Annotated in this window: 18 protein-coding genes; 10 read left to right on the top strand and 8 right to left on the bottom strand. The window is 75.7% G+C overall.

The annotated features are described in order from the left end of the window. Window positions 1-47 precede the first annotated feature (47 nt). Together ACFCX4_RS21975 and ACFCX4_RS21980 are read right to left on the bottom strand one after the other, a co-directional pair. Window positions 48-545 carry a hypothetical protein gene (locus ACFCX4_RS21975; RefSeq protein WP_376144926.1) on the bottom strand — a complete coding sequence of 166 codons (498 nt, stop codon included), beginning with the start codon at window positions 543-545 and terminating at the stop codon, window positions 48-50. Window positions 546-586: 41 nt separating this feature from the next. After that, entirely contained in the window at window positions 587-1,405 is an 819-nt protein-coding gene (locus tag ACFCX4_RS21980) for an ArsR/SmtB family transcription factor (RefSeq protein WP_376144928.1), read from the bottom strand. A gap of 137 nt (window positions 1,406-1,542) precedes the next feature. On the opposite strand from ACFCX4_RS21980, the gene ACFCX4_RS21985 reads away from it, so the two are divergent. The 7 genes from ACFCX4_RS21985 (at window position 1,543) to mug (ending at window position 9,648) form a co-directional block, all read left to right on the top strand. Next, the gene (locus tag ACFCX4_RS21985; protein WP_376144930.1) at window positions 1,543-2,916 is read left to right on the top strand and encodes an MFS transporter; all 1,374 of its coding nucleotides are present in this window, start codon (window positions 1,543-1,545) and stop codon (window positions 2,914-2,916) included. Between the two features lie 316 nt (window positions 2,917-3,232). Next, on the top strand, window positions 3,233-4,753 hold the full coding sequence (locus tag ACFCX4_RS21990; protein WP_376144957.1) for an APC family permease: 1,521 nt from the start codon (window positions 3,233-3,235) through the stop codon (window positions 4,751-4,753). Beyond that, window positions 4,750-5,187 carry a hypothetical protein gene (locus ACFCX4_RS21995; RefSeq protein ID WP_376144932.1) on the top strand — a complete coding sequence of 146 codons (438 nt, stop codon included), beginning with the start codon at window positions 4,750-4,752 and terminating at the stop codon, window positions 5,185-5,187. The genes ACFCX4_RS21990 and ACFCX4_RS21995 overlap by 4 nt, the downstream gene beginning before the upstream one ends. Window positions 5,188-5,287: 100 nt before the next feature. Beyond that, window positions 5,288-6,640 (top strand): dipeptidase, encoded by a 1,353-nt coding sequence (locus ACFCX4_RS22000; protein ID WP_376144934.1) that lies wholly within the window; start codon window positions 5,288-5,290, stop codon window positions 6,638-6,640. A gap of 52 nt (window positions 6,641-6,692) precedes the next feature. Further along, window positions 6,693-7,811: an aminopeptidase P family protein gene (locus ACFCX4_RS22005; protein WP_376144936.1), complete on the top strand. Its 1,119-nt coding sequence runs from the start codon at window positions 6,693-6,695 to the stop codon at window positions 7,809-7,811. 116 nt (window positions 7,812-7,927) lie between these two features. Then, entirely contained in the window at window positions 7,928-9,028 is a 1,101-nt protein-coding gene (locus tag ACFCX4_RS22010) for a phosphatase PAP2 family protein (RefSeq protein ID WP_376144937.1), read from the top strand. Continuing rightward, window positions 9,025-9,648: a G/U mismatch-specific DNA glycosylase gene (gene mug / locus ACFCX4_RS22015; protein ID WP_376144939.1), complete on the top strand. Its 624-nt coding sequence runs from the start codon at window positions 9,025-9,027 to the stop codon at window positions 9,646-9,648. The genes ACFCX4_RS22010 and mug overlap by 4 nt, the downstream gene beginning before the upstream one ends. A 115-nt stretch (window positions 9,649-9,763) precedes the next feature. On the opposite strand, the gene ACFCX4_RS22020 is transcribed toward mug, so the two are convergent. Further along, a complete protein-coding gene (locus ACFCX4_RS22020; protein ID WP_376144959.1) occupies window positions 9,764-10,396 on the bottom strand; it encodes a response regulator in 633 nt (210 codons plus the stop codon). An 11-nt stretch (window positions 10,397-10,407) separates the two neighbouring features. After that, window positions 10,408-11,691, bottom strand: a complete 1,284-nt coding sequence (locus ACFCX4_RS22025; RefSeq protein ID WP_376144941.1) for a sensor histidine kinase — start codon at window positions 11,689-11,691, stop codon at window positions 10,408-10,410. Between the two features lie 252 nt (window positions 11,692-11,943). Between ACFCX4_RS22025 and ACFCX4_RS22030 the strand changes: the two genes are divergently transcribed. After that, on the top strand, window positions 11,944-13,866 hold the full coding sequence (locus ACFCX4_RS22030) for an FtsX-like permease family protein (RefSeq protein ID WP_376144943.1): 1,923 nt from the start codon (window positions 11,944-11,946) through the stop codon (window positions 13,864-13,866). A 21-nt stretch (window positions 13,867-13,887) separates the two neighbouring features. Here ACFCX4_RS22030 and ACFCX4_RS22035 read toward each other — a convergent pair whose 3' ends face one another. Next, window positions 13,888-14,802 (bottom strand): LysR family transcriptional regulator, encoded by a 915-nt coding sequence (locus tag ACFCX4_RS22035; RefSeq protein ID WP_376144945.1) that lies wholly within the window; start codon window positions 14,800-14,802, stop codon window positions 13,888-13,890. Window positions 14,803-14,935: 133 nt separating this feature from the next. Between ACFCX4_RS22035 and ACFCX4_RS22040 the strand changes: the two genes are divergently transcribed. Continuing rightward, window positions 14,936-15,970: an NADP-dependent oxidoreductase gene (locus tag ACFCX4_RS22040; protein WP_376144947.1), complete on the top strand. Its 1,035-nt coding sequence runs from the start codon at window positions 14,936-14,938 to the stop codon at window positions 15,968-15,970. A 72-nt stretch (window positions 15,971-16,042) separates the two neighbouring features. On the opposite strand, the gene ACFCX4_RS22045 is transcribed toward ACFCX4_RS22040, so the two are convergent. The 3 genes from ACFCX4_RS22045 to ACFCX4_RS22055 form a co-directional block, all read right to left on the bottom strand. Continuing rightward, on the bottom strand, window positions 16,043-16,444 hold the full coding sequence (locus ACFCX4_RS22045; RefSeq protein ID WP_376144949.1) for a YccF domain-containing protein: 402 nt from the start codon (window positions 16,442-16,444) through the stop codon (window positions 16,043-16,045). 131 nt (window positions 16,445-16,575) lie between these two features. After that, window positions 16,576-17,523 carry a M48 family metalloprotease gene (locus ACFCX4_RS22050; protein WP_376144951.1) on the bottom strand — a complete coding sequence of 316 codons (948 nt, stop codon included), beginning with the start codon at window positions 17,521-17,523 and terminating at the stop codon, window positions 16,576-16,578. 10 nt (window positions 17,524-17,533) lie between these two features. Further along, entirely contained in the window at window positions 17,534-17,974 is a 441-nt protein-coding gene (locus ACFCX4_RS22055; RefSeq protein WP_376144953.1) for a BlaI/MecI/CopY family transcriptional regulator, read from the bottom strand. A 281-nt stretch (window positions 17,975-18,255) separates the two neighbouring features. Between ACFCX4_RS22055 and ACFCX4_RS22060 the strand changes: the two genes are divergently transcribed. After that, complete coding sequence (locus ACFCX4_RS22060) at window positions 18,256-18,759, top strand: hypothetical protein (protein WP_376144955.1); 504 nt, start codon at window positions 18,256-18,258, stop codon at window positions 18,757-18,759. The last annotated feature ends 121 nt before the right edge of the window (window positions 18,760-18,880 follow it).

An 18,880-nucleotide genomic window follows, 5' to 3' on the forward strand; every position in this document is an offset into this window, starting at 1 on the left:
GCCCGTTCGAGGCTGCCGGCCAGGGCCGTCGCCGTGTCCGGCGGGGTTCAGGGGGTGGTGGCCCAGGCGGACGTGGTGCGGTGGGCGGCGAGGCCGGCCGCGTCGAACTCGTCGTGCTGGGTGCCGCCGTCCGTCACGCGGACGCCGAGGCGGCGCAGGACGCGGGAGATGGGGGTGCCCTCGGGCGGGAGGGGTTCGAGTTCTCCGTTGGTGAGCGGGCCGAGGACGAGGCGGCCGTCGGCCCAGAGGGCGGCGCGCTGGGTGCCGGTGCCGCCGAAGTAGTCGGCCTCGACACAGGCGATCGGGCCGGCCTTGGACCAGGCGGCGAGCCGGCGTTCGAGGCCGTCGGGGAACCAGTCGAAGCCGGCGGTACCCGGCGAGGCGGGGCCCTCGTCGCCGACCCGGAGGGCGGCCAGGAACCCGGGGGTCGCCGGGATGAGTGCCAGCCCCTGGGCGAGCGGTCGCGAGCGGGCCGCCGGAACCTCGGCGGCCGCCACCGCGACCAGCTCTGCCGGGCCGATCAGCGCCTGAAGTTCGTATGACATTCAGTCATCGTGAACCATGGCACCGACAGTGCGCCCGGCGTTTACGATTCCGTGCCCGGTCGGGTACCGGTCCGAGAGTCGACGACAGGCTCGGGGCTGACGCCGTAGAGCAGGGTGAACAGGGTCGCCTCCACCGCGTCCTCGGCGCCGCTCTCCCCCTCCGCCGCCAACTCTTCGAAGATTTCCGCGAGTTGACGACGCAGTCGGCGCAGTCGCTCGGGCGCGAGCCGGTAGGTGAAGTGCGAGAACATGCCGGGCGGGCCGGCCTCGGCGTCGTCGGGTGCGGCGGCGAAGTCGATGCGGTCGGCCATCACGTGGGCGCGGAAGTCGCCGCGCACGCGGTCCATCGCGGCGAGCATCGCGTCGTAGGCGTCGATCCGGGCGGGAGATCCGGGGGCGAAGATCTCCGGGGCGAGCCGCAGTGACGCCTGGGCCGGGGCGTAGCGGCTCTCGACGATGCCGGAGACCAACCGGGTGCCGGCGACGCGGACCAGGCCGGCCTTCTCCAGTTGCTTGAGGTGGCGGTAGAGCTTGGTCTGCGGCTCGTCGAGCGCGGCGGCGATCTCCTTGGCGGTGAGCGCTCCGGTGGCGAGGGCGGCCATCAGGACGTCGAGGATCGCGAGGCGCAGCGGGTCGGCGAGGGCCTTGAGGGTGGCGGCGTCCTCCACCCGGCGCTCCTTGAGCGGGGCGGGGCCGGCCCGCCCCTCGTCGGCGACGCCGACCCCCTCGGCACTCCCGGGCCGATCGGTACCCCCGGAGCCCCCGGCCTTCCCGGCGCTCCCGACCTGCCCGACCTGCTCGGCTCGCTCGGCTCGCTCGGCTCGCTCGGCCTGCTCGGCGTTCTCGATGTTCTCGGCCACGGGCCAACCCTCGCAGATCGCCACCGCACCGGGCAATCAACCCTTCACCCTTGCGCAATCAATCACCTTGACGTCATCATTCACGAAAGCGTGAACGATGACGCGACAGTGAGCGCCGATCGAGGGGGAGACACCCGATGAGCACGGACACCACGACCACCAGCGGCGACATCTCGGAGGCGGCCCCACCCCCCGTCCCGCTGCGACGCAACTGGCGGTTCCAGGCGCTCTGGACCGGTCAGGCCGGCGCCACCCTCGGCCTGCACCTCGCCGACACCGCCTACCCGCTGCTGCTGCTCGGGCTCACCGGCTCCTCCACCCTCGCCGGGGCGTTCGGCGCCCTGCAGATCGGCGCCTCCGTGCTCTTCGGCATCCACGGCGGGGTCGTCGCCGACCGCCACGACCGCCGGCGGGTGCTGATCGCCGGCGACGCCGTCCGGCTGATCGCCTGCGCCAGCGTCCCGCTCGCCATGGCGCTGGACCGCCTCACCGTGGCGCACACCCTGCTGGTCGCGGTGGTGATCGGCGCGACCATCGCCTACACCGGTCCGGTCCGGCTGATCGCGGTGCGCTCGGTGGTACCGCCGGAGCAGCTGCGGCAGGCGCTGGCCCAGGACGAGGCCCGGATGAGCGGTGCCGCGCTGGTCGGGCCTCCGCTGGCGGGGGCGCTGCTCGGGCTCGGCCGGGCGGCACCGTTCGTCGGCACGGCGATCGCCTCGCTGCTCGCGCTGACCGCCGCGCTGCTGGTCCGCTTCCCGGGCCGGCCGGAGGCACCGGCCGGCACCGGGAGCGCGCCCGGCAGCCGGCGCGGCAGCCGGAAGGGCGACCCGGCCGGGCACGGGGCCAAGGCCGGGGACGGGCACGGGCACGGGGCGAAGCCCGGGCCCGACGCCCTGGCCGGCTACCGCCACGTGGTCCGCGACAGCCTGCTCCGCCCGGTCGTCACCGCCGTCCTGCTCATCAACGTCGCCGCCGCCGCGATGCTGCTGCCGGTGATGGTCGTCCTGCGCGGCCAGGGCACCTCCAGCGCCGGCATCGGCCTGGCGCTGGCCGGCGAGGCGGTCGGGGCGCTCGCCGGCACCCTCCTGGTCGGCCGGCTGCACCGGTACGCCGGCCCCGGGGTGCTGCTGCTCGCGGTCTGCTGGCTGACCGTCCCCGTGACGCTCGCGCCGCTGCTGCCGGGCGGGCCCGTCACCGTCTTCGCCGCGCTGTTCCTAGTGGGCCTGGGCATCCCGACGCTGCGGGTGATGATCGACCTGCTGGTGTTCCGGCAGGTCCCGGACGCGCTCCGCGGGCGGGTGATCGCCGCGACGATGACGCTGTTCACCGTCGGGATGCCCGCCGGAACGGTCGGCAGCGGGCTGCTGCTGGACCACTTCTCCCCCGCGGTGGCGCTCGGCGCGGTGGCCGCGCTGCTCGGTGCGGCGCTGCTCCCGATGACGGCCGGCCGGGCGCTGCGCCGCGCCACCTGGCCCGAGCGGGCGCCGGAGCCGGCGACGGCCACCGCCTGACGTTCGCTCACCCGTGCGGGTGCGCGCCGCATGCGGCCCCGTCGCCAACCGGGTGAACTGACCGGGTACGGCCCGCGCCGGGGCCGACCCCGGACGAGTGCCGGCGGGCCACCCAGGAGGACCCATGAGTTCGATGGACATACCGTCGTCCGGCCGGGGCAGTCCCGCCGGCTCCACGGGCTCGGGCGGCTCCACCGGCTCCGGCGGTTCCACCGGCCCGGGCGGCGGCTCCGGCGGCGCCTCCGACGGCAGGTCTTCGCGGACCGCCCGCGAAGGCACCGGCGCGGTGGCCACCAGGATCGCCAACGCCCCGCGGATGTCCTGGCTGACGCTCGCCCTGATGACCACCAGTTCGGTGGCCAGCCTCCGCTCCGCACCGACCATGGCGGTCTACGGCCTGGCCTGCGTCTTCCTCTACCTCCTCCCGGCCATCGTCTTCCTGCTGCCGACCGCGCTGGTCTCGGCCGAGCTGGCGTCCGGCTGGGAGGGCGGCGTCTACCGCTGGGTGTCGGAGGGCCTGTCGAAGCCGATGGGCTTCCTGGCCGTCTGGTGCCAGTTCGCGATGACGATCTTCTACTACCCGTCGCTGCTCGCCTACGTGGCCTCGACCATCGCCTACGTGGTCGACCCGGGCCTCGCGAGCAACGGCCCGTACACCGCGATCGTGATCATGGTGCTGTACTGGGCCGGCGTCTGGGTCTCCTCCCGGGGCACCCAGGCGGTGGCCGGTCTCTCCTCGATGGGCCTGGTCATCGGCACCCTGATCCCCGGCACCCTGCTCGTCGTCCTGGGTTTCGTCTTCCTCGGCCAGGGCAACCCCTCCGCCGCCCCGATGAACGCGGCGCACCTGTTCCCGCAGTGGACCGGCCTGGCCAGCCTGGTGCTGATCGTCAACAACTTCCTCAGCTACTCCGGCATGGAGATGAACGCGGTGCACGTCTCCTCGCTGCGCGACCCGGCCAGGGAGTTCCCGCGGGCGATGTTCACCGCCTCCGGGATGGTGCTGGCGATCTTCATCCTGCCCGCGCTGGCGATCAGCTGGGTGGTGCCGTCCAGCGACCTGAGCCTGACCGCCGGTGTGATGCAGGCCTTCGACTCCTTCTTCCAGTACTTCCACATCGGCTGGCTCACCCCGGTGATCGCGGTGGCGCTGGTCGCCGCCTCGCTCGGCGGGATGCTCACCTGGCTCGCCGGGCCGTCCAAGGGCCTGCTGATGATCTCCCGCCAGGAGGGCTACCTCCCGCCGTTCCTGCAGAAGCTCAACAAGGAGGGCGTCCAGCAGAACCTGCTGGTCACCCAGGGCGTGGTCACCACGGTCATCGCCCTCGCGTACGCCCTGATCCCGAACGTCTCCAGCGCCTACTGGATCTTCTCGGTGATCACCACGCAGGTGTACCTGATCGTCTACCTGCTGATGTTCGCCGCCGCGATCCGGCTGCGCCGGACCCAGCCCGACCACCCGCGCGGCTACCGGGCACCGGCGCTGGTGCCGATCGCCGTCACCGGCCTGGTGGCCTCGGCGGCGGCGATGGCGATCGGGTTCGTGCCCTCCTCGCAGTTCGGCAGCGGCTCGGTCTGGTCGTACGTGGTGATCGTCGGCGGCGGCCTGCTGGTGCTGGGCCTGCTGATCCCGTACCTGTTCCTGCGGCTGCGCAAGCCGGGGTGGCGCTCGCCCGAGGCGCAGGCCGAGCTCGCCGCCCAGGAGGCGGCCGAGCGCGCGGCCGCCGGACAGGGCGGAGCCTTCGGCGGCTCCACCGGCGACGGGCCCTCCGGCGGACCCTTCGACGGACCGGGTGACGGGCCCTCCGACGGGCCGCGGAAGGGCGGTGCGGCATGACCCGCAATCCGATGGCCTCCCGCCACCGCTGGATCTACCTCGGCGCGGTCGTCCTCCTGGTCGGCATGCTGGTCACCGGTCTGCTCACCTACTCCCAGCTGCACGAGACCAACGAGGCCAACCGCAAGGCGCAGCAGCTCTCCGAGGCGCTGACCGCCGCCGGCTACCCGGTGCCGTCGCAGAGCCAGATCGTGCACACCCTGGGCGAGGACGGCGGCGCCGTCTGCGAGGACCCGGCCAACGCCCTCAAGCAGGCGCAGTGGAAGTACGGCATGTCCAACGGGGCGGGCGGCCCCGGCCAGCGGCCGGTGCTCTCCGACCGCGAGGTGGTCTTCGCCGAGTCGATCGTGCTCTCGGTGTACTGCCCGGACAAGCTCGCCGCCATCAAGGACAGGATCGACGACCTCAAGCTCCGCGACACCGTCCGCAACTGACGCCCGGCCCGGGAACACCCGGCCGACGAACACCCGGCCCGGGAACGCCCGGCCGAGGAACGTCCGGAGCCGGTCCGCCCGGCCCCGGGAAGGAGCCCCCATGACCGACGAACTCGCCCGCCGCATCGCCGAACTGATGCCGCGGGCCCGGGCCGACCTGGCCGAACTGGTCGCCATCCCCTCCGTCGCCGACCCCCGCCAGTACCCGCCCGAGGAGTGCCGCCGCGCCGCCGAGTGGGTCGCCGCCGCCTTCACCGACGCCGGTCTGCGCGACGTCCGGCTGGAGGAGACCCCGGACGGCAGCCACGCCGTGGTCGGCCACCGCCCGCCGCCGCCCGGCGCGCCGACCGTCCTGCTCTACGCCCACTACGACGTCCAGCCCCCGCTCGACGACAAGGCCTGGAACTCACCGCCGTTCGAGCTCACCGAGCGCGACGGCCGCTGGTACGGGCGCGGCACCGCGGACTGCAAGGGCAACATCGTCATGCACCTCACCGCGCTGCGGGCGCTCGGCGACGACCTGCCGGTGGGCCTCAAACTGGTCGTCGAGGGCTCGGAGGAGCAGGGCACCGGCGGACTGGAGGCCTACGTGCCACCGCACGCCGCCGACCTGCACGCCCACGCGCTGCTGGTCTGCGACACCGGCAACGCCGCGGTCGGCGTCCCCACCGCCACCACCTCGCTGCGCGGTCTGACGAACGTGGTGGTCACCGTCTCCGCGCTCGCCGGCGACGTGCACTCCGGCATGTTCGGCGGCCCCGCCCCGGACGCGCTCGCCGCCCTGATCCGCGTCCTCGACTCACTGCGCGACCCCGACGGCGGCACCCGGATCGACGGCCTGGACTGCGACGGCACCTGGAGCGGCGCCGGCTACGACGAGCAGCGGTTCCGGGCCGACGCGGGCGTGCTCGACGGCGTCCGGCTGACCGGATCCGGCAGCGTCGCCGACCGGCTCTGGGCCCGGCCGGCGGTCACCGTGCTCGGCATCGACTGCCCGCCGGTGGTCGGCTCCGCCGCCGCCGTCCCGGCCACCGCCCGGGCCCGGGTCAGCCTGCGGGTGCCGCCCGGCATCGACGCACAGGCCGCCCGGGCCGCGCTCACCGCCCACCTGGAGGCAGCCGCGCCGTGGGGCGTGCGGATCGAGGTGGCGCCGGAGAGCACCGGTTCGCCGTTCCGCGCCGCCACCGGCGGACCGGCGTACGCGGCGCTCGACCGGGCCGCCCGGGAGGTCTACGGACGCCCGCTCGCGTTCCTCGGGCAGGGCGGCTCGATCCCGCTCTGCAACGTGTTCGCCGGGACCTTCCCGGACGCGGAGATCATCCTGATGGGCGTCGAGGAGCCGCGCTGCCTGATCCACGCGCCCGACGAGAGCGTCGACCCCGGCGAGATCGAGCACATGGCCCACGTCGAGGCGCTCTTCCTCAGGCACTACGCGAACACCCGCCGGCCGTGATGAGGCCGACGCACCCACCGGACACCGTCGAGCTCCCCCAGGAGACCCTCGCATGAGCCGACCCTTCACCACCGAGGACTACCGCACCCGTCTCGACCGGGCCGCCTCCGCCGCCGCCGACGCCGGACTCGCCGGTCTGGTCGTCGCCCCCGGCCCCGACCTGGTGTACCTCACGGGCTACCAGCCCACCGCGGTCACCGAGCGCCTCACCGCCCTCGTCCTCACCGCGGGCCGCGAGCCCGCGCTGGTCGTCCCCGCCCTGGAACGCCCCGACGCCGAGCGGGCCCCGGGCGCCCCCGCCGTCCGGCTGCTCGACTGGACCGACGGCCGGGACCCGTACGCCACCGCCGCCCCGCTGATCGACCCGGCCGGCCGCTACGGGATCTCCGACAACGCCTGGGCGATGCACCTGCTCGGACTCCAGGCCGCCCTGCCGGGCACCGGCTGGACCTCCCTCACCGAGACCCTGCCGATGCTGAGGGCGGTCAAGGACCCCGACGAGCTGGACCGGCTGGCCGGGGCCGGCGGCGCCGCCGACGCCGCCTACCGGGGCATCCTGGAGGTGACCTTCGCCGGCCGTCGGGAGACCGACGTCGCCGCCGACCTCGCCGCGCTGCTCATCCAGTACGGCCACAGCCAGGTCGACTTCACCGTGGTCGGCTCCGGCCCCAACGGCGCCAACCCGCACCACGAGGCGGGCGACCGGGTGATCGCGACCGGCGACACCGTCGTGCTGGACTTCGGCGGCCTCCGGGACGGCTACGGCTCCGACACCACCCGCACGGTGCACGTCGGCCCCGACGTCCCCGACGAGGTGCGGAAGGTCCACGAGGTCGTCCGGCAGGCGCAGCAGACCGCGTTCGAGGCCGTGCGGCCCGGGGTGGCCTGCCAGGAGATCGACCGGATCGCCCGCCGGGTCATCACCGGGGCCGGGTACGGCGAGTACTTCATCCACCGCACCGGCCACGGAATCGGCATCACCACGCACGAGCCGCCGTACCTGGTCGAGGGCGAGGAGCGGCCGCTGGTGCCCGGCATGTGCTTCTCGATCGAGCCGGGCGTCTACCTGCCGGGCCGGTTCGGGGTGCGGATCGAGGACATCGTGACGGTCACCGAGAACGGCGGACGGCGCTTCAACAACACCCCGCACGAACTCGGCACCGTCTCCTGAACCCCGCCCGGCCGGCCGGCGCACTGCACCAACCGGGGCAATTCTGAACCATTCCTGAACGGACCGGACGTTCGCACCGAGAGTTCTCCAAGAATGCCTTGCTAGCTTCGACCGGCATGACCAGAATGCTCCGCCCGGCGCCGCCCACCCCTCCCGCGAGCGCCGGGCGGCTGCGTCCGGCGACCGGCTCCCGGAACGGCGCGCGCCCCGGCGGCGTCCTGTCCCGGCTCCGGCTGCTGGCGTGGCCGCTCTACCTCGCCGCCCTGCTCTGGTACCTGGGCAGGTACGGGCTGCCGTACACCAACGACCTGGTCTTCCTGTGGCTGATGGGCGCCCTGGTGGCCGCCGGCGTGCACAGCGGGCACGGCGCGCGCGGCTTCCTGCTGGTGCTGCGCGACTGGGTTCCGGTGATGGCCGTCGTCTGGACGTACTCGCTGCTGCGCGGCTACGGCGCGCACACCCCCTGGGGCCCGTACCTGTGGCCGCAGCAGCGCGCCGACGAGGCCATCGGCCTCGGCGAGACGCTGACCGTCCGGCTCCAGCACGGGCTCTACACACCGGGGTCGCCGCAGTGGTGGGACTACGCGGCGGTCGCCGTCTACATGTCGCACTTCTTCGCGGTGTTCGTGATCCTCGCGGTGCTGTGGCGCCGCCGCCACGACCGGTTCCGGCACCTGCTCACCTGCTACCTGGTGCTGACCTTCGCGGGCTTCGCGACGTACATCCTGTACCCGGCGGTGCCGCCGTGGCTGTCCTCCCAGGAGGGACACCTGCCGGCGCTGACCCGGGTGGTCTCGGACGTGCTCACCGAGAGCGGGCTGCCGCGCGCCGCGTCGGTCTTCGAGAACGGCAGCCAGTTCGCCAACGACGTCGCCGCGATGCCCTCGCTGCACTCGGCGTACCCGGCGATGCTCCTGTTCTTCTTCTGGCCGACCGCGGCGCGCTGGGTGCGGGTGCTGCTGGTGGCGTACCCGCTCGCGATGACCTTCGCCCTGGTCTACGGGGCGGAGCACTACCTGGTGGACGTCTTCGTCGGCTGGGCGTACGCGGCGGCGGCGGTGTACGGCGTGCGGTGGCTGCGGGAGCGGCGCCGGACGCGGTCGCTGGCGGCGAGCCGGACGGCCCCGGCCACTCCGGCCGCGGCCGGGGCGGGCACCGGGGCGGGCACCGGGGCGGGCACCGGGGCGGGCGCGTCCACCGGCACACTGGAGCGGTGACCGAGAAGCCGGCCGAGAAGCCGACCACCCCGCCGAGGCCGACCGCGGAGCAGTTGCTCGCCGCCCGGGACACCACCATCGAGGACGTCACGGCCCCCGGACTGCGCGTCCTGTTCTGCGGCATCAACCCCGGGCTCTGGTCCGGGGCCACCGGCCACCACTTCGCCCGCCCGGGCAACCGGTTCTGGCCCGCCCTGCACCGCTCCGGCTTCACGCCCCGTCAGTTCCGCCCGGACGAGCAGCGGGAGCTGCTCGTCCTCGGCCTCGGCATCACCAACGTCGCCCCGCGCGCCACCGCCAAGGCCGACGAGCTGACCGCGGACGAGCTGCGCGCGGGCGGCGCCGCGCTCACCGAGCGGGTGCTGCGGCTGCGCCCGCGGGTGCTGGCGGTGCTCGGGATCGGCGCCTACCGCACGGCCTTCGGCCGGCGGACGGCGTCGGTCGGGCGGCAGGAGCCGACCATCGGGGACACCGTGGTCTGGGTGCTGCCCAACCCCAGCGGTCTCAACGCCCACTACACGCCGGCCTCGCTGGCGGCGGAGTTCGCCGTGCTCCGCGAGGCCGTGCCGGCGGACGCGCAGGCCGCCTCCTCCCCCGGACCGGCGCGGCCCGGGGCCTAGGGCGTCTCTTGTGGATCACTGCCGGGCCCGCGGCGTTGGGGCACGCACCTCGCCGCGGCCTGTCCGACAAGATCCACAAGAGACGCCCTAGGTGTACCGCCCCGCGAGGCCGCCCCTACGTCCGGAGGAACTCCAGCACCGCCAGCACCCTGCGGTGCGTCTCCGCGGCCGGGGGCAGATCCAGCTTCATGAGGATGTTGCCGATGTGCTTGCCCACCGCCGCCTCGGACACCACCAGCTCCCGGCAGATCGCGGCGTTCGACCGGCCCTCGGCCATCAGCGCCAGCACCTCGCGCTCACGCGGGGTCAGCCGTTCCAGCGGGTCCCGGCGGCGGCGCAGCAACTGGCGGACCACCTCCGGGTCGACCACCGTCCCGCCCGCCGCCACCTCGGCGACCGCCGCCGCGAACTCCTCGATCTGGCCGATCCGGTCCTTCAGCAGGTAGCCGACGCCGGAGCCGTCCCCGGAGTCCAACAGCTCCGCCGCGTACGAGCGCTGCACGTACTGGCTGAGCACCAGGACCGGCAGACCGGGGCGCCGCTCGCGCAGGGCGACGGCGGCGCGCAGGCCCTCGTCGGTCTGGCCGGGCGGCATCCGGACGTCGGTGACGACGAGGTCCGGCCCGTGCTCCCCGACCGCCGTGCGCAGCGCCCCGGCGTCGGCGACGGCGGCCACCACCCGGTGCCCGAAACGTGCCAGCAGGCCGACCAGCCCCTCCCGGAGCAGGACGCCGTCCTCGGCGAGCACGATCCTGAGGCTCATCGTCCGGCTCCCGCGTCGGTCGGGGCGCAGGGGATCTCCACCCGCACCAGGGTCGGTCCGCCCGGCGGACTGCTCACGGTCAGCGTGCCGTCCACGACCGCGACCCGGTCGGCCAGCCCGGTCAGGCCGGTGCCGCGCCCGGGGTCGGCGCCGCCGCGGCCGTCGTCGGTCACCTCGATGGTCAGCCGCCCGTCCGCGTAACGGCCCTCGACCGTCGCGGCGCGCGCGCCGCTGTGCTTGGCGACGTTGGCGAGCGTCTCGGTGACGGCGAAGTAGCCGGCCGACTCGACCGGTGCCGGGAGGCGGCCGGGGACCGCGAAGCGGGTGGTCACCGGGACCGGCGAGCGGTCGGCGGCGTCCGTGCAGGCCTCCGGCAGGCCGCGGTCGGTGAGCACCTGCGGATGGATTCCGTTGATCAGCTCCCGGAGTCCGGCCAGCACTTCGCCCGCCTCGCGGTGCGCGTCGGCGAGCCGGGCGGCCAGCGGACCGTCCGGCGGCGCGTCCAGCCGGGCGAGACCGAGCGTCATCCGCAGCGCCACCAGCCGCTGTTGGGCGCCGTCGTGCAGGTCCCGCTCGATCCGGCGCCGCTCCGCCTCGAAGGCGTCCACCAGCCGGGCGCGGGAGCGGACGAGTTCGCCGATCCGCCGCTCCGGCCCGTCGGGCCCGAGCAGCGCCCGGACGAGCGCCGCCCGGGCGGCGGCCGCCAGTGCCACCGGGTACGCCGACAGCGGCAGCAGGACGAGGCCGGCCAGCCCGCACAGGGCCGCCACCGCCGGGGAGTGGACCTGCCAGAGCTTGAGCACGTTGACCTGCTGACCGTCCAGCAGGAGCAGCGGAAGGGCCGCGAGCAGGTACCCGGGGACGGCGAGGGCGCAGCCGGCCACGGCCAGGTCGACCGGCCAGAGCACGAACGCGGCGAGCGCGGTGAAGCCCAGCTCGCGCCAGGTCGCCCGCTCGCGGTAGCGCAGCCGCAGCCAGGCGGCGAGGCCCGGACGGTCGGGGACGCGGTGCGGGTCCGGGACCCGTCCGCCGTCCAGGAATCGGGCCAGCCGCCGCTCCCAGGCCGCGGCCGGCAGCCCGGCCAGGGCGAGCGCGGCCAGCAGCGGCAGCCCGACCAGCAGGACCGCCAGCGCACCGCCGACCACCACCGACACCAGCAGGGCCGCGCAGAGCAGCGGCCCGGTCAGCCCGGTCGCCAGCAGGTAGCCGGCCGCCCGCCACGGGGCCGCCGACCGCAGGAACCCCGGCCGGAGCACCTCGCCCCACCGGTCGTCGCCCATCGCACCCCTCCCCCGTTCGACCGCCCACCCTAGGACCCCGGGGTACGGCCCGTCGGTAGGGCCAGGCCCACCTTTCCGCCCGTACTCCGGTGCTCGGGCCGCCGCCCCGCCCCCTGCGCCCCCTGCGCCGGACGTCGGCGGGCCCGGCTTCCGGCGCGGCCCGCGCGGCCCCACGGGTAGGGCCCGCCCTACCGTCCGAAGTGGCCCCCGGCCTGCTGCGCCGCCCCCGCCCCCGGCGGTTCGCTGGACGCCATGAGAATGCTGCGGATCGCGCTCAAGTCCCTGAAGGCCCGCCCGGTCTCCCTCCTCGGGGCCTTCCTCGCCCTGGCGCTCGGCGTCGCGACGACCGCCGTCGTGCTGCTCGGCCTCGCCGCCGCGTTGAGCGGCGGCGCCGACGGGGAGGAGCTGGTCGGGCTGGTCGCCGCGCTCGGCACCGCCGGCGGGGTCGGCGCCTTCGTCTCGTCGTTCGTCGTCGCCTCCACCTACTCCTACGCCGTCGCCCGGCGCCGCCGCGAGCTCGGCCTGCTCCGCCTGGCCGGTGCCACCCGCGCGCAGGTCCGCCGCACCGTGCTCACCGAGGCGCTGGTGCTCGGCGCCGCCGCCTCGGCGACGGGCTGCCTCCTCGGCCGGCTCGGCGCGCCCGCGTTCGCCGGCCGGCTCGCCGACGCCGGCCTGGCCCCGCCCGGCTTCGCCCCGGCCACCGCCCTCTGGCCGCTCGCCGCCGCGTTCGCCACCGGCCTGCTGGTCGCCCTCGGCGGCGTCGCGGCGGCCGTCCGGCGGGCCGGCCGGGCCGATCCGCTGGACGCCCTGCGCACGGCCGACCTCGACACCGGCGTGCTGACCACCGGCCGGCTCCTGACCGCCCTCGGCCTGCTGCTCGCCTTCCTCCTGCCGGTCGGCTCCGCGCTCGCCACCGACCCCGCCGACCTGCTGCACCGCAAGACCTACACCACGCTGCCGATGTGGCTGATCTGCGCCTGCGGCCTGCTCTCCCCGCTCCTCGCACCACCGCTGATCCGCCTCCTGGCACGCGCCGTCCCCCGCCGGTGCACCGGCTACGCGGGCCGTCTGGTGCCCGCCGGCGCCGCCGCGGCCCTGCGCCGGACGGGGGCGGTGGCCGCGCCGGTCCTGGTCTCGGTCGCGCTGACGGGGTCGCTCGCGGGCGCGCTGGACACCGTGGGCGCCGCCCGCACCGCGGAGGCCCGCGCCCGGACCGGCGCCGACCTCGTCGTCCTCCCCGGCTCCGGCTCCTCCGGCACCGGCACCGGCACCGGCTACGGCACCGAGGGCCCGCTGCTCGACGCGCTGCGCGCCGTGCCCGGCGTGACGGCCCTCTCCCCCACCGCGCCGACCGCCCTCTCGCTCGTCGAGGCGGACGGCGTGGCGGTCCGCTCCGAGGCCCGGGCGACCACCGATCCGGCCGCTCTGGCGGCGCTCGCCCGGCTGCCCCTGCTGGCCGGTTCGCCGGCCGGCCTCGACGACGGCTCGCTGGTCCTGCCCGCCGAGTGGGGCCGGACACGGATCGGCGAGCCGGTCCCGGTGGTCCGCGCCGACGGCAGCCGGACGACCCTGCGGGTCGCCGCCGTGCTGCGCGACGGGCTCGGCGACAACGGCCTGTACGTGACCGCCGCCAACGCCCCGGGCGCCCGTGTCGACCGGGTCGAGGTCCGCCTCGGCCCCGCCGCCCGGGCGGCCGACGTCCGCGCCGCCGCCCTGCCGCACGGCGCCGCCGTACTGACCCGCGAGGAGTGGCTCGCCGCCGGGGCGTCCCCGCGGATCGCTTGGCTGCGGCTGGTCCTCGTGCTCGGCCTGGCCCTCGTCTACACCGGCATCGCGCTCGCCAACACCCTGCTCATGACCACCGCGGACCGGCGCCGCGAGCTCGCCCTGCTGCGTCTCGCCGGCGCCACCCGCGGCCAGGTGGTCCGGCTGGTCACCGCCGAGTCGGTGCTGGTGACGGCGGTCGGCGCGGTGCTCGGCTGCGCGGTCGCCGCCGTCCAGCTCGGCTCCGTGCGCGCCGCGCTGGCGGTGCTGCGGGTGCCCGCCCCGCTGGTCCTGCCGTGGCGGCCGGTCGGTGCGGTGACGGCCGGGGCGCTGCTGCTCGCGGCGGTCTGCGCGGCCCCGGCCGCGGCCTGGGCGCTGCGCACCCGTCCGGTCGCCGCCGCCGCGCGCTGAGCCCCGGCCTCGGAGCGGGCCTCAGAGTGCCGAGAGGCCCTCCGGCAGGCCCCGGCCGCGGAGTTCCCGCAGCTCCCGGATCAGCGCGCGGACGGCCGCCGTCCCCGCCAGCTCCGGCGTCGTCGCGTAGCCGACGCGGCGGCTCGGCGGGTGCGGCCCGAGGTCGGTGACCGCCAGCCCGGCGGGGGCGCCGAGCAGCGCGGTCCGGGGCATGATCGCCATGCCCAGCCCCTGGGAGACCAGCGAGAGGGCCACCGTGTCGTCCTCGACGTCGACGGTCGACGGCGGGATCCAGTCCTGCCGGTCCCACCAGTCGCGGGTGTACGAGCCGCAGTTCTCGTCCCAGTCGACCAGCGGCAGTCCGCGCGGCGCCGGATGCCCGGCCGGGTGCACGAGCGCGTACGTCTCCTCGAAGAGCCCGGCCGTGACCAGGCCGGGCACCAGCGGCGGCGCGGCCGGGTCGAGGGTGGCGAGGCCCAGGTCGGCGCGGCCGTCCGCGACCTCCCCGGCCGTGCCCCGGCCGATCTCGCGGACGATCCGGACCCGTGCCGTGAGCCCCGGGTGGCGGGCGGCGAGCCGGGCCAGCACCGGCGGCAGCAGATGGGCGGCGACGCTGCGGAAGGCGGCGATCCGCAGCTCCCCGGTCACCTCGGCGGCAGCGTCCCCCGCCGCGACCGCGCGGACCTCCGGCCCGATCACCGCCAGCAGCCGCAGGATCCGCCGGGCGTGGGCGACCGCCCGCTCGCCCGCCCCGGTGGGGTGCGCGCCGTGGCGCCCGCGCTCGAACAGCACCGCGCCGAGCTTGCGCTCGCAGACGCGCACGGCGTGCGAGACGGCGGACTGGCTGCTGCCCAGGCGCGCGGCGGCGGCCGTGAACCCCCGCTCGTCCGCCACCGCGACCAGAACCCGCAGCTCGTGCGGGGCGAGATCGGTCATACCGGCGACGCTACCCGATCCATCGATCCCGCTCATGGAACGCCCCCCGCCATCGACGCCGGACCCTGCCCGGCCCCGTCGCCGCTCCCTACGGTGATCACCACCGCCCCGCCGATCCCACCCGGAGCCCACCGTGTCCCGCCCGACCGCCCGCGTCGTCCACCTCGTCTCCCGACCCGTCGGCGAGCCCACCACCGCGAACTTCGCCTTCCTCGACGAGCCCGTCCCGCCGCTCGCCGCCGGGGAGGCCCTGGTCGAGAACATCCACCAGTCCGTCGACCCGTACATGCGCGAGGAGATGGACGAGACCGGCGGCTGGCTGCTGAACGCCCCGCTGGAGGGCCGCGCCCTGGGCCGGGTGGTCGAGTCCCGCGCGCCCGCGCTCCCCGTCGGCACGCTCGTCCACCACCGCCGGGCCTGGCGCACCCTCTCCGTGGTCACCCCCGGCGAGACCCTCGTGCTCCCGGACCTCCCGGGCGTCCCGTTCAGCGCCCACCTCGGCATCCTCGGCGGCACCGGGCTCTCCGCCTGGGTCGGCCTGACCCGGATCGCCCGGCTGCGGCCCGACGAGACGGTCTTCGTCTCGGCGGCGGCCGGCGGCGTCGGCACCGCGGCCGGCCGGATCGCCCGGCTGCTCGGCGCCGGCCGGATCGTCGGCAGCACCGGCTCCGCCGCCAAGGTCCGCTACCTCACCGAGCACGTCGGCTTCGACGCCGCCTTCGACCGCCACGACGGCCCGGTCGCCGACCTGCTGCGCGAGGCCGCCCCCGACGGCCTGCACGTCTGCCTCGACAACGTCGGCGGCGACCACCTGGAGGCCGCCATCGGCGTCATGCGCGACCACGGCCGGATCGCCTGGTGCGGGGCCGTCGCCCAGTACAACAGCCTCCAGGCACCGCCGCCCGCGCCGCGCAACCTGTTCGACGTGGTCGGCCGGAGCCTGCGGCTGGAGGGCTTCCTGGTCCGCGACCACCTCGACGCCCGGCCCGAGCTGTACGACTTCCTCGTCCCGCACCTGCGTTCCGGCGCCGTCCGCCCGGACGAGACCGTCGTCCGGGGCTTCGAGCACGTCGTGGACGCGTTCCTCGGGATGCTGCGCGGCGCCAACACCGGCAAGATGCTCGTCCAGCTCACCGACGGGCCGCGCCGGTCCGGCCCCGCCGCCTGACGGCCCGGAGGGCCGGCGGGTGCCCCCGCCGGCCCTCCGTCCACCGCCTCCCCGGGGCTCGTCGGACAAGCCCTAACGCCCGCCCCACGGCTCGTCCGTCGACACGATCTCCCGCCCCAGCGGCGTCAGCGACACCGGGATGAGCTTGAGGTTCGCCCACCCGAACGGGATCCCGATGATCGACAGGAACAGCGGGATGCTGGTGACCAGGTGCATCAGCGCCAGCCACCACCCGGCGAAGACCAGCCAGATCACGTTCCCGACGCACGACGGCGCCCCGGCGTCCGGCCGCTCGACGGCCTTCCGGCCGAACGGCCAGATCACGAACCCGGCCAGCCGGAACGACGCGATGCCGAACGGAATGGTGATGATCAGAATGCAGCAGACGATGCCGGCGATCACATAACCGATCGCCATCCAGAACCCGCAGAAGACCAGCCAGAGCACATTCAGTAGGAATCCGATCACCTTCATGCCTGGCACCCTCTCACGCGCGACGACTTGCCCCCTATGACCCCGATGCCCGGCGTCCGCCGTGTCTACGCGCCCGGCGGCCGGACCTCAGGGACCACTGGGGGTTCCGCCCTCCTCGGGGACGAGGCCGGTCAGAGCGGGGTGACCGCCTTGAGGACGAGGAGGAGGGCCACCGCGGCGTTGAGCGCCGAGAGCGCCGAGGCCGCGGTGCCGAGGGCGGCCACGAGCGCGGCGAGGCCGGCCGGGGTGCGGGCGGGGGGCCAGTTGCGCGGGGTGGGGACGGGCCCGAGGAGGGCGGCGACCCGCCGGGGAACCGGACCGGGGGCGGCGAAGGCCGGGAAGACGGCGTAGGCGGGGGCCCGGTGGGCGGCGAGCGCGGCGCGGGCGACGGCGCGGGCGGTGACCCTGCGGTCGCCGACGGCCTGGGCGGACTCCTCGTCGGCCCAGCGCTCCGCGCTGTAGGCGACGGCGCGCTGGAGCGGCCGCAGGAACGGGTTGACGCAGGCCGCCAGCTGGGTGGCCAGCAGGTGCCGGTGGTGCCGGTGCGCCAGGTGGGCGCGTTCGTGGGCCAGCAGGGCGGCGCGTTCGTCCTCGGCGAGGCCGTCCAGCATGCCGGTGGAGACCACGATCCGCCCGGGCGAGCGCGGCGAGCCGGGCAGCGCGTAGGCGTACGGCGCCGGGTCGGGGAGCAGCGCGACGTCGGACCCGGCGGGCAGGGCCCGGCCGAGGGCGCGCCGGGCGCGGGCGCGGATCCGCAGGTGGCGGACCAGCGTGCGGCCCACCGCGACCAGGACGACGGCCAGGGCGAGCAGCGCCGCGGTGCCGACCGTCTCGTGGTACGGCAGGGCCGCCCGGACCTCCGGGTCGGACCAGCTGTCGGGCAGCGGGTTGCCGGGGATCTGCGCGGTGCCGACGACCCCGGTCAGGGCCAGGCAGACCGCGCTGCACAGGGCCATCACGATGCTGATGCCGGTGAGCAGCCGGGCGGCGCCGCGCGGGTGGAGGTGCTGCTCGGTGAGGCGGGCGATGGGAAGCGCCGTCAGCGGCAGGACGAGGGGGAGGAAGACGAAGACGCCCACGGTGGGAGGGTCAGCTCCCGTGCTCGGGGGCCGGGCCGGAGGCGCTGTCGAGCAGGGTGCGCAGCAGTTCCTCGTCGTGCGGGAGCAGGGCGGTGACGAAGCTGGCGAGCACGGCGTCCCGGTCGGGTTCGCCGTCGAGGACCCGGCGCATCCGCAGGGCGGCGAGGCCGGCCGCGTCGGAGGCGGCCTGCCAGAGGTAGGAGCGGCCGGCCCGGGTCCGGCTGACGGCGTTCTTGGCGTGCAGCCGGGAGAGGATGGTCATCACGGTGGTGTAGGCGAGGTCGCCGTCGAGGCGTTCCTGGACCCAGCCGGCCGTGGCGGGGCCGGGTGCCCGCTGGAGCACCGCGAGCACCTGGGCCTCCAGTTCGCCCTGGCCCCGGCGCCGGGCCCGCGGGTCGCCGGCCACCGGGGCGTTGGTGTCCTCTGCGGGGTCCGCGGTGTCCTCTGCCATGCCGGTCATCCTAACGAGAAGGTAAAGGACCGGGAATCGGCGCCGTGGTTCGGGGACGTTCCGCCGCCGGCGGGTCCGGCCCTCCCCCCGGTGGCGGGGGTCCGGAACGGGGCGGCGGAGGGTCACCCGAACAGGTGCGGACGGGTTGCCCGGCACCGGCGCCGGCCGGACGGTCGAAGTCCGCACGCCACCGCGGACGCCCGGCCGGGAGCACCCGGTCCGGGGCACCGTCCGGCCCCGGCGTCCGGCCCTGGAGCGAGACCCAGGCCCTGGAGGAGACCATGAGCAGCCCGTCGACCCCGCCGCCCGACCAGCCGCCGCCCGGGCAGCCCCCGCCCGACCAGCCGCCGCCGTGGCGTTCCGGCACCGGCCGACCGCCGCCGCCGGCCTCGCACAACCGGTTCAGCGAGTGGGCGCCCGGCTTCGTGGTCTTCGCCGGTGTGCTGATGCTGCTGAACGGCATCATGGAGTTCCTGCGCGGTGTCATGGCGGTCCACGACGACGAGGTCTTCCTGACCACCGACCGCTACGTCTTCCGGTTCGACCTGACCGGCTGGGGCTGGATCCACATCGTGGTCGGCGTGCTGGTCGCGCTGGTCGGCGCCTTCCTCCTCAAGGGCGCCGGCTGGGCCCGGTACGCCGCCATCGTCCTCACCGTGGTGAGCGCCGTCGACAGTTTCCTGTCGATGCCGTACTACCCGGGCTGGTCGATCGTGGTGATCGCGCTGGACGTCTTCATCATCTGGGCGCTGTGCGTCTACAAGCCCGCGAGGACGGCCTCCTGAACCCGGGGCGTGGGGGGGCGGGGGCGGGCGGCCCGGCGCCCCCGCCCCCCCCGCCCCCGGGCGGCGGGCCCCCCCCCCCGGGCGCGGAAAAAAAAAAAGAGCGGCGCCCCACGGGAAGTGG

It is taken from the genome of Kitasatospora sp. NPDC056327 (genome assembly GCF_042261735.1).
GTDB lineage: Bacteria > Actinomycetota > Actinomycetes > Streptomycetales > Streptomycetaceae > Kitasatospora.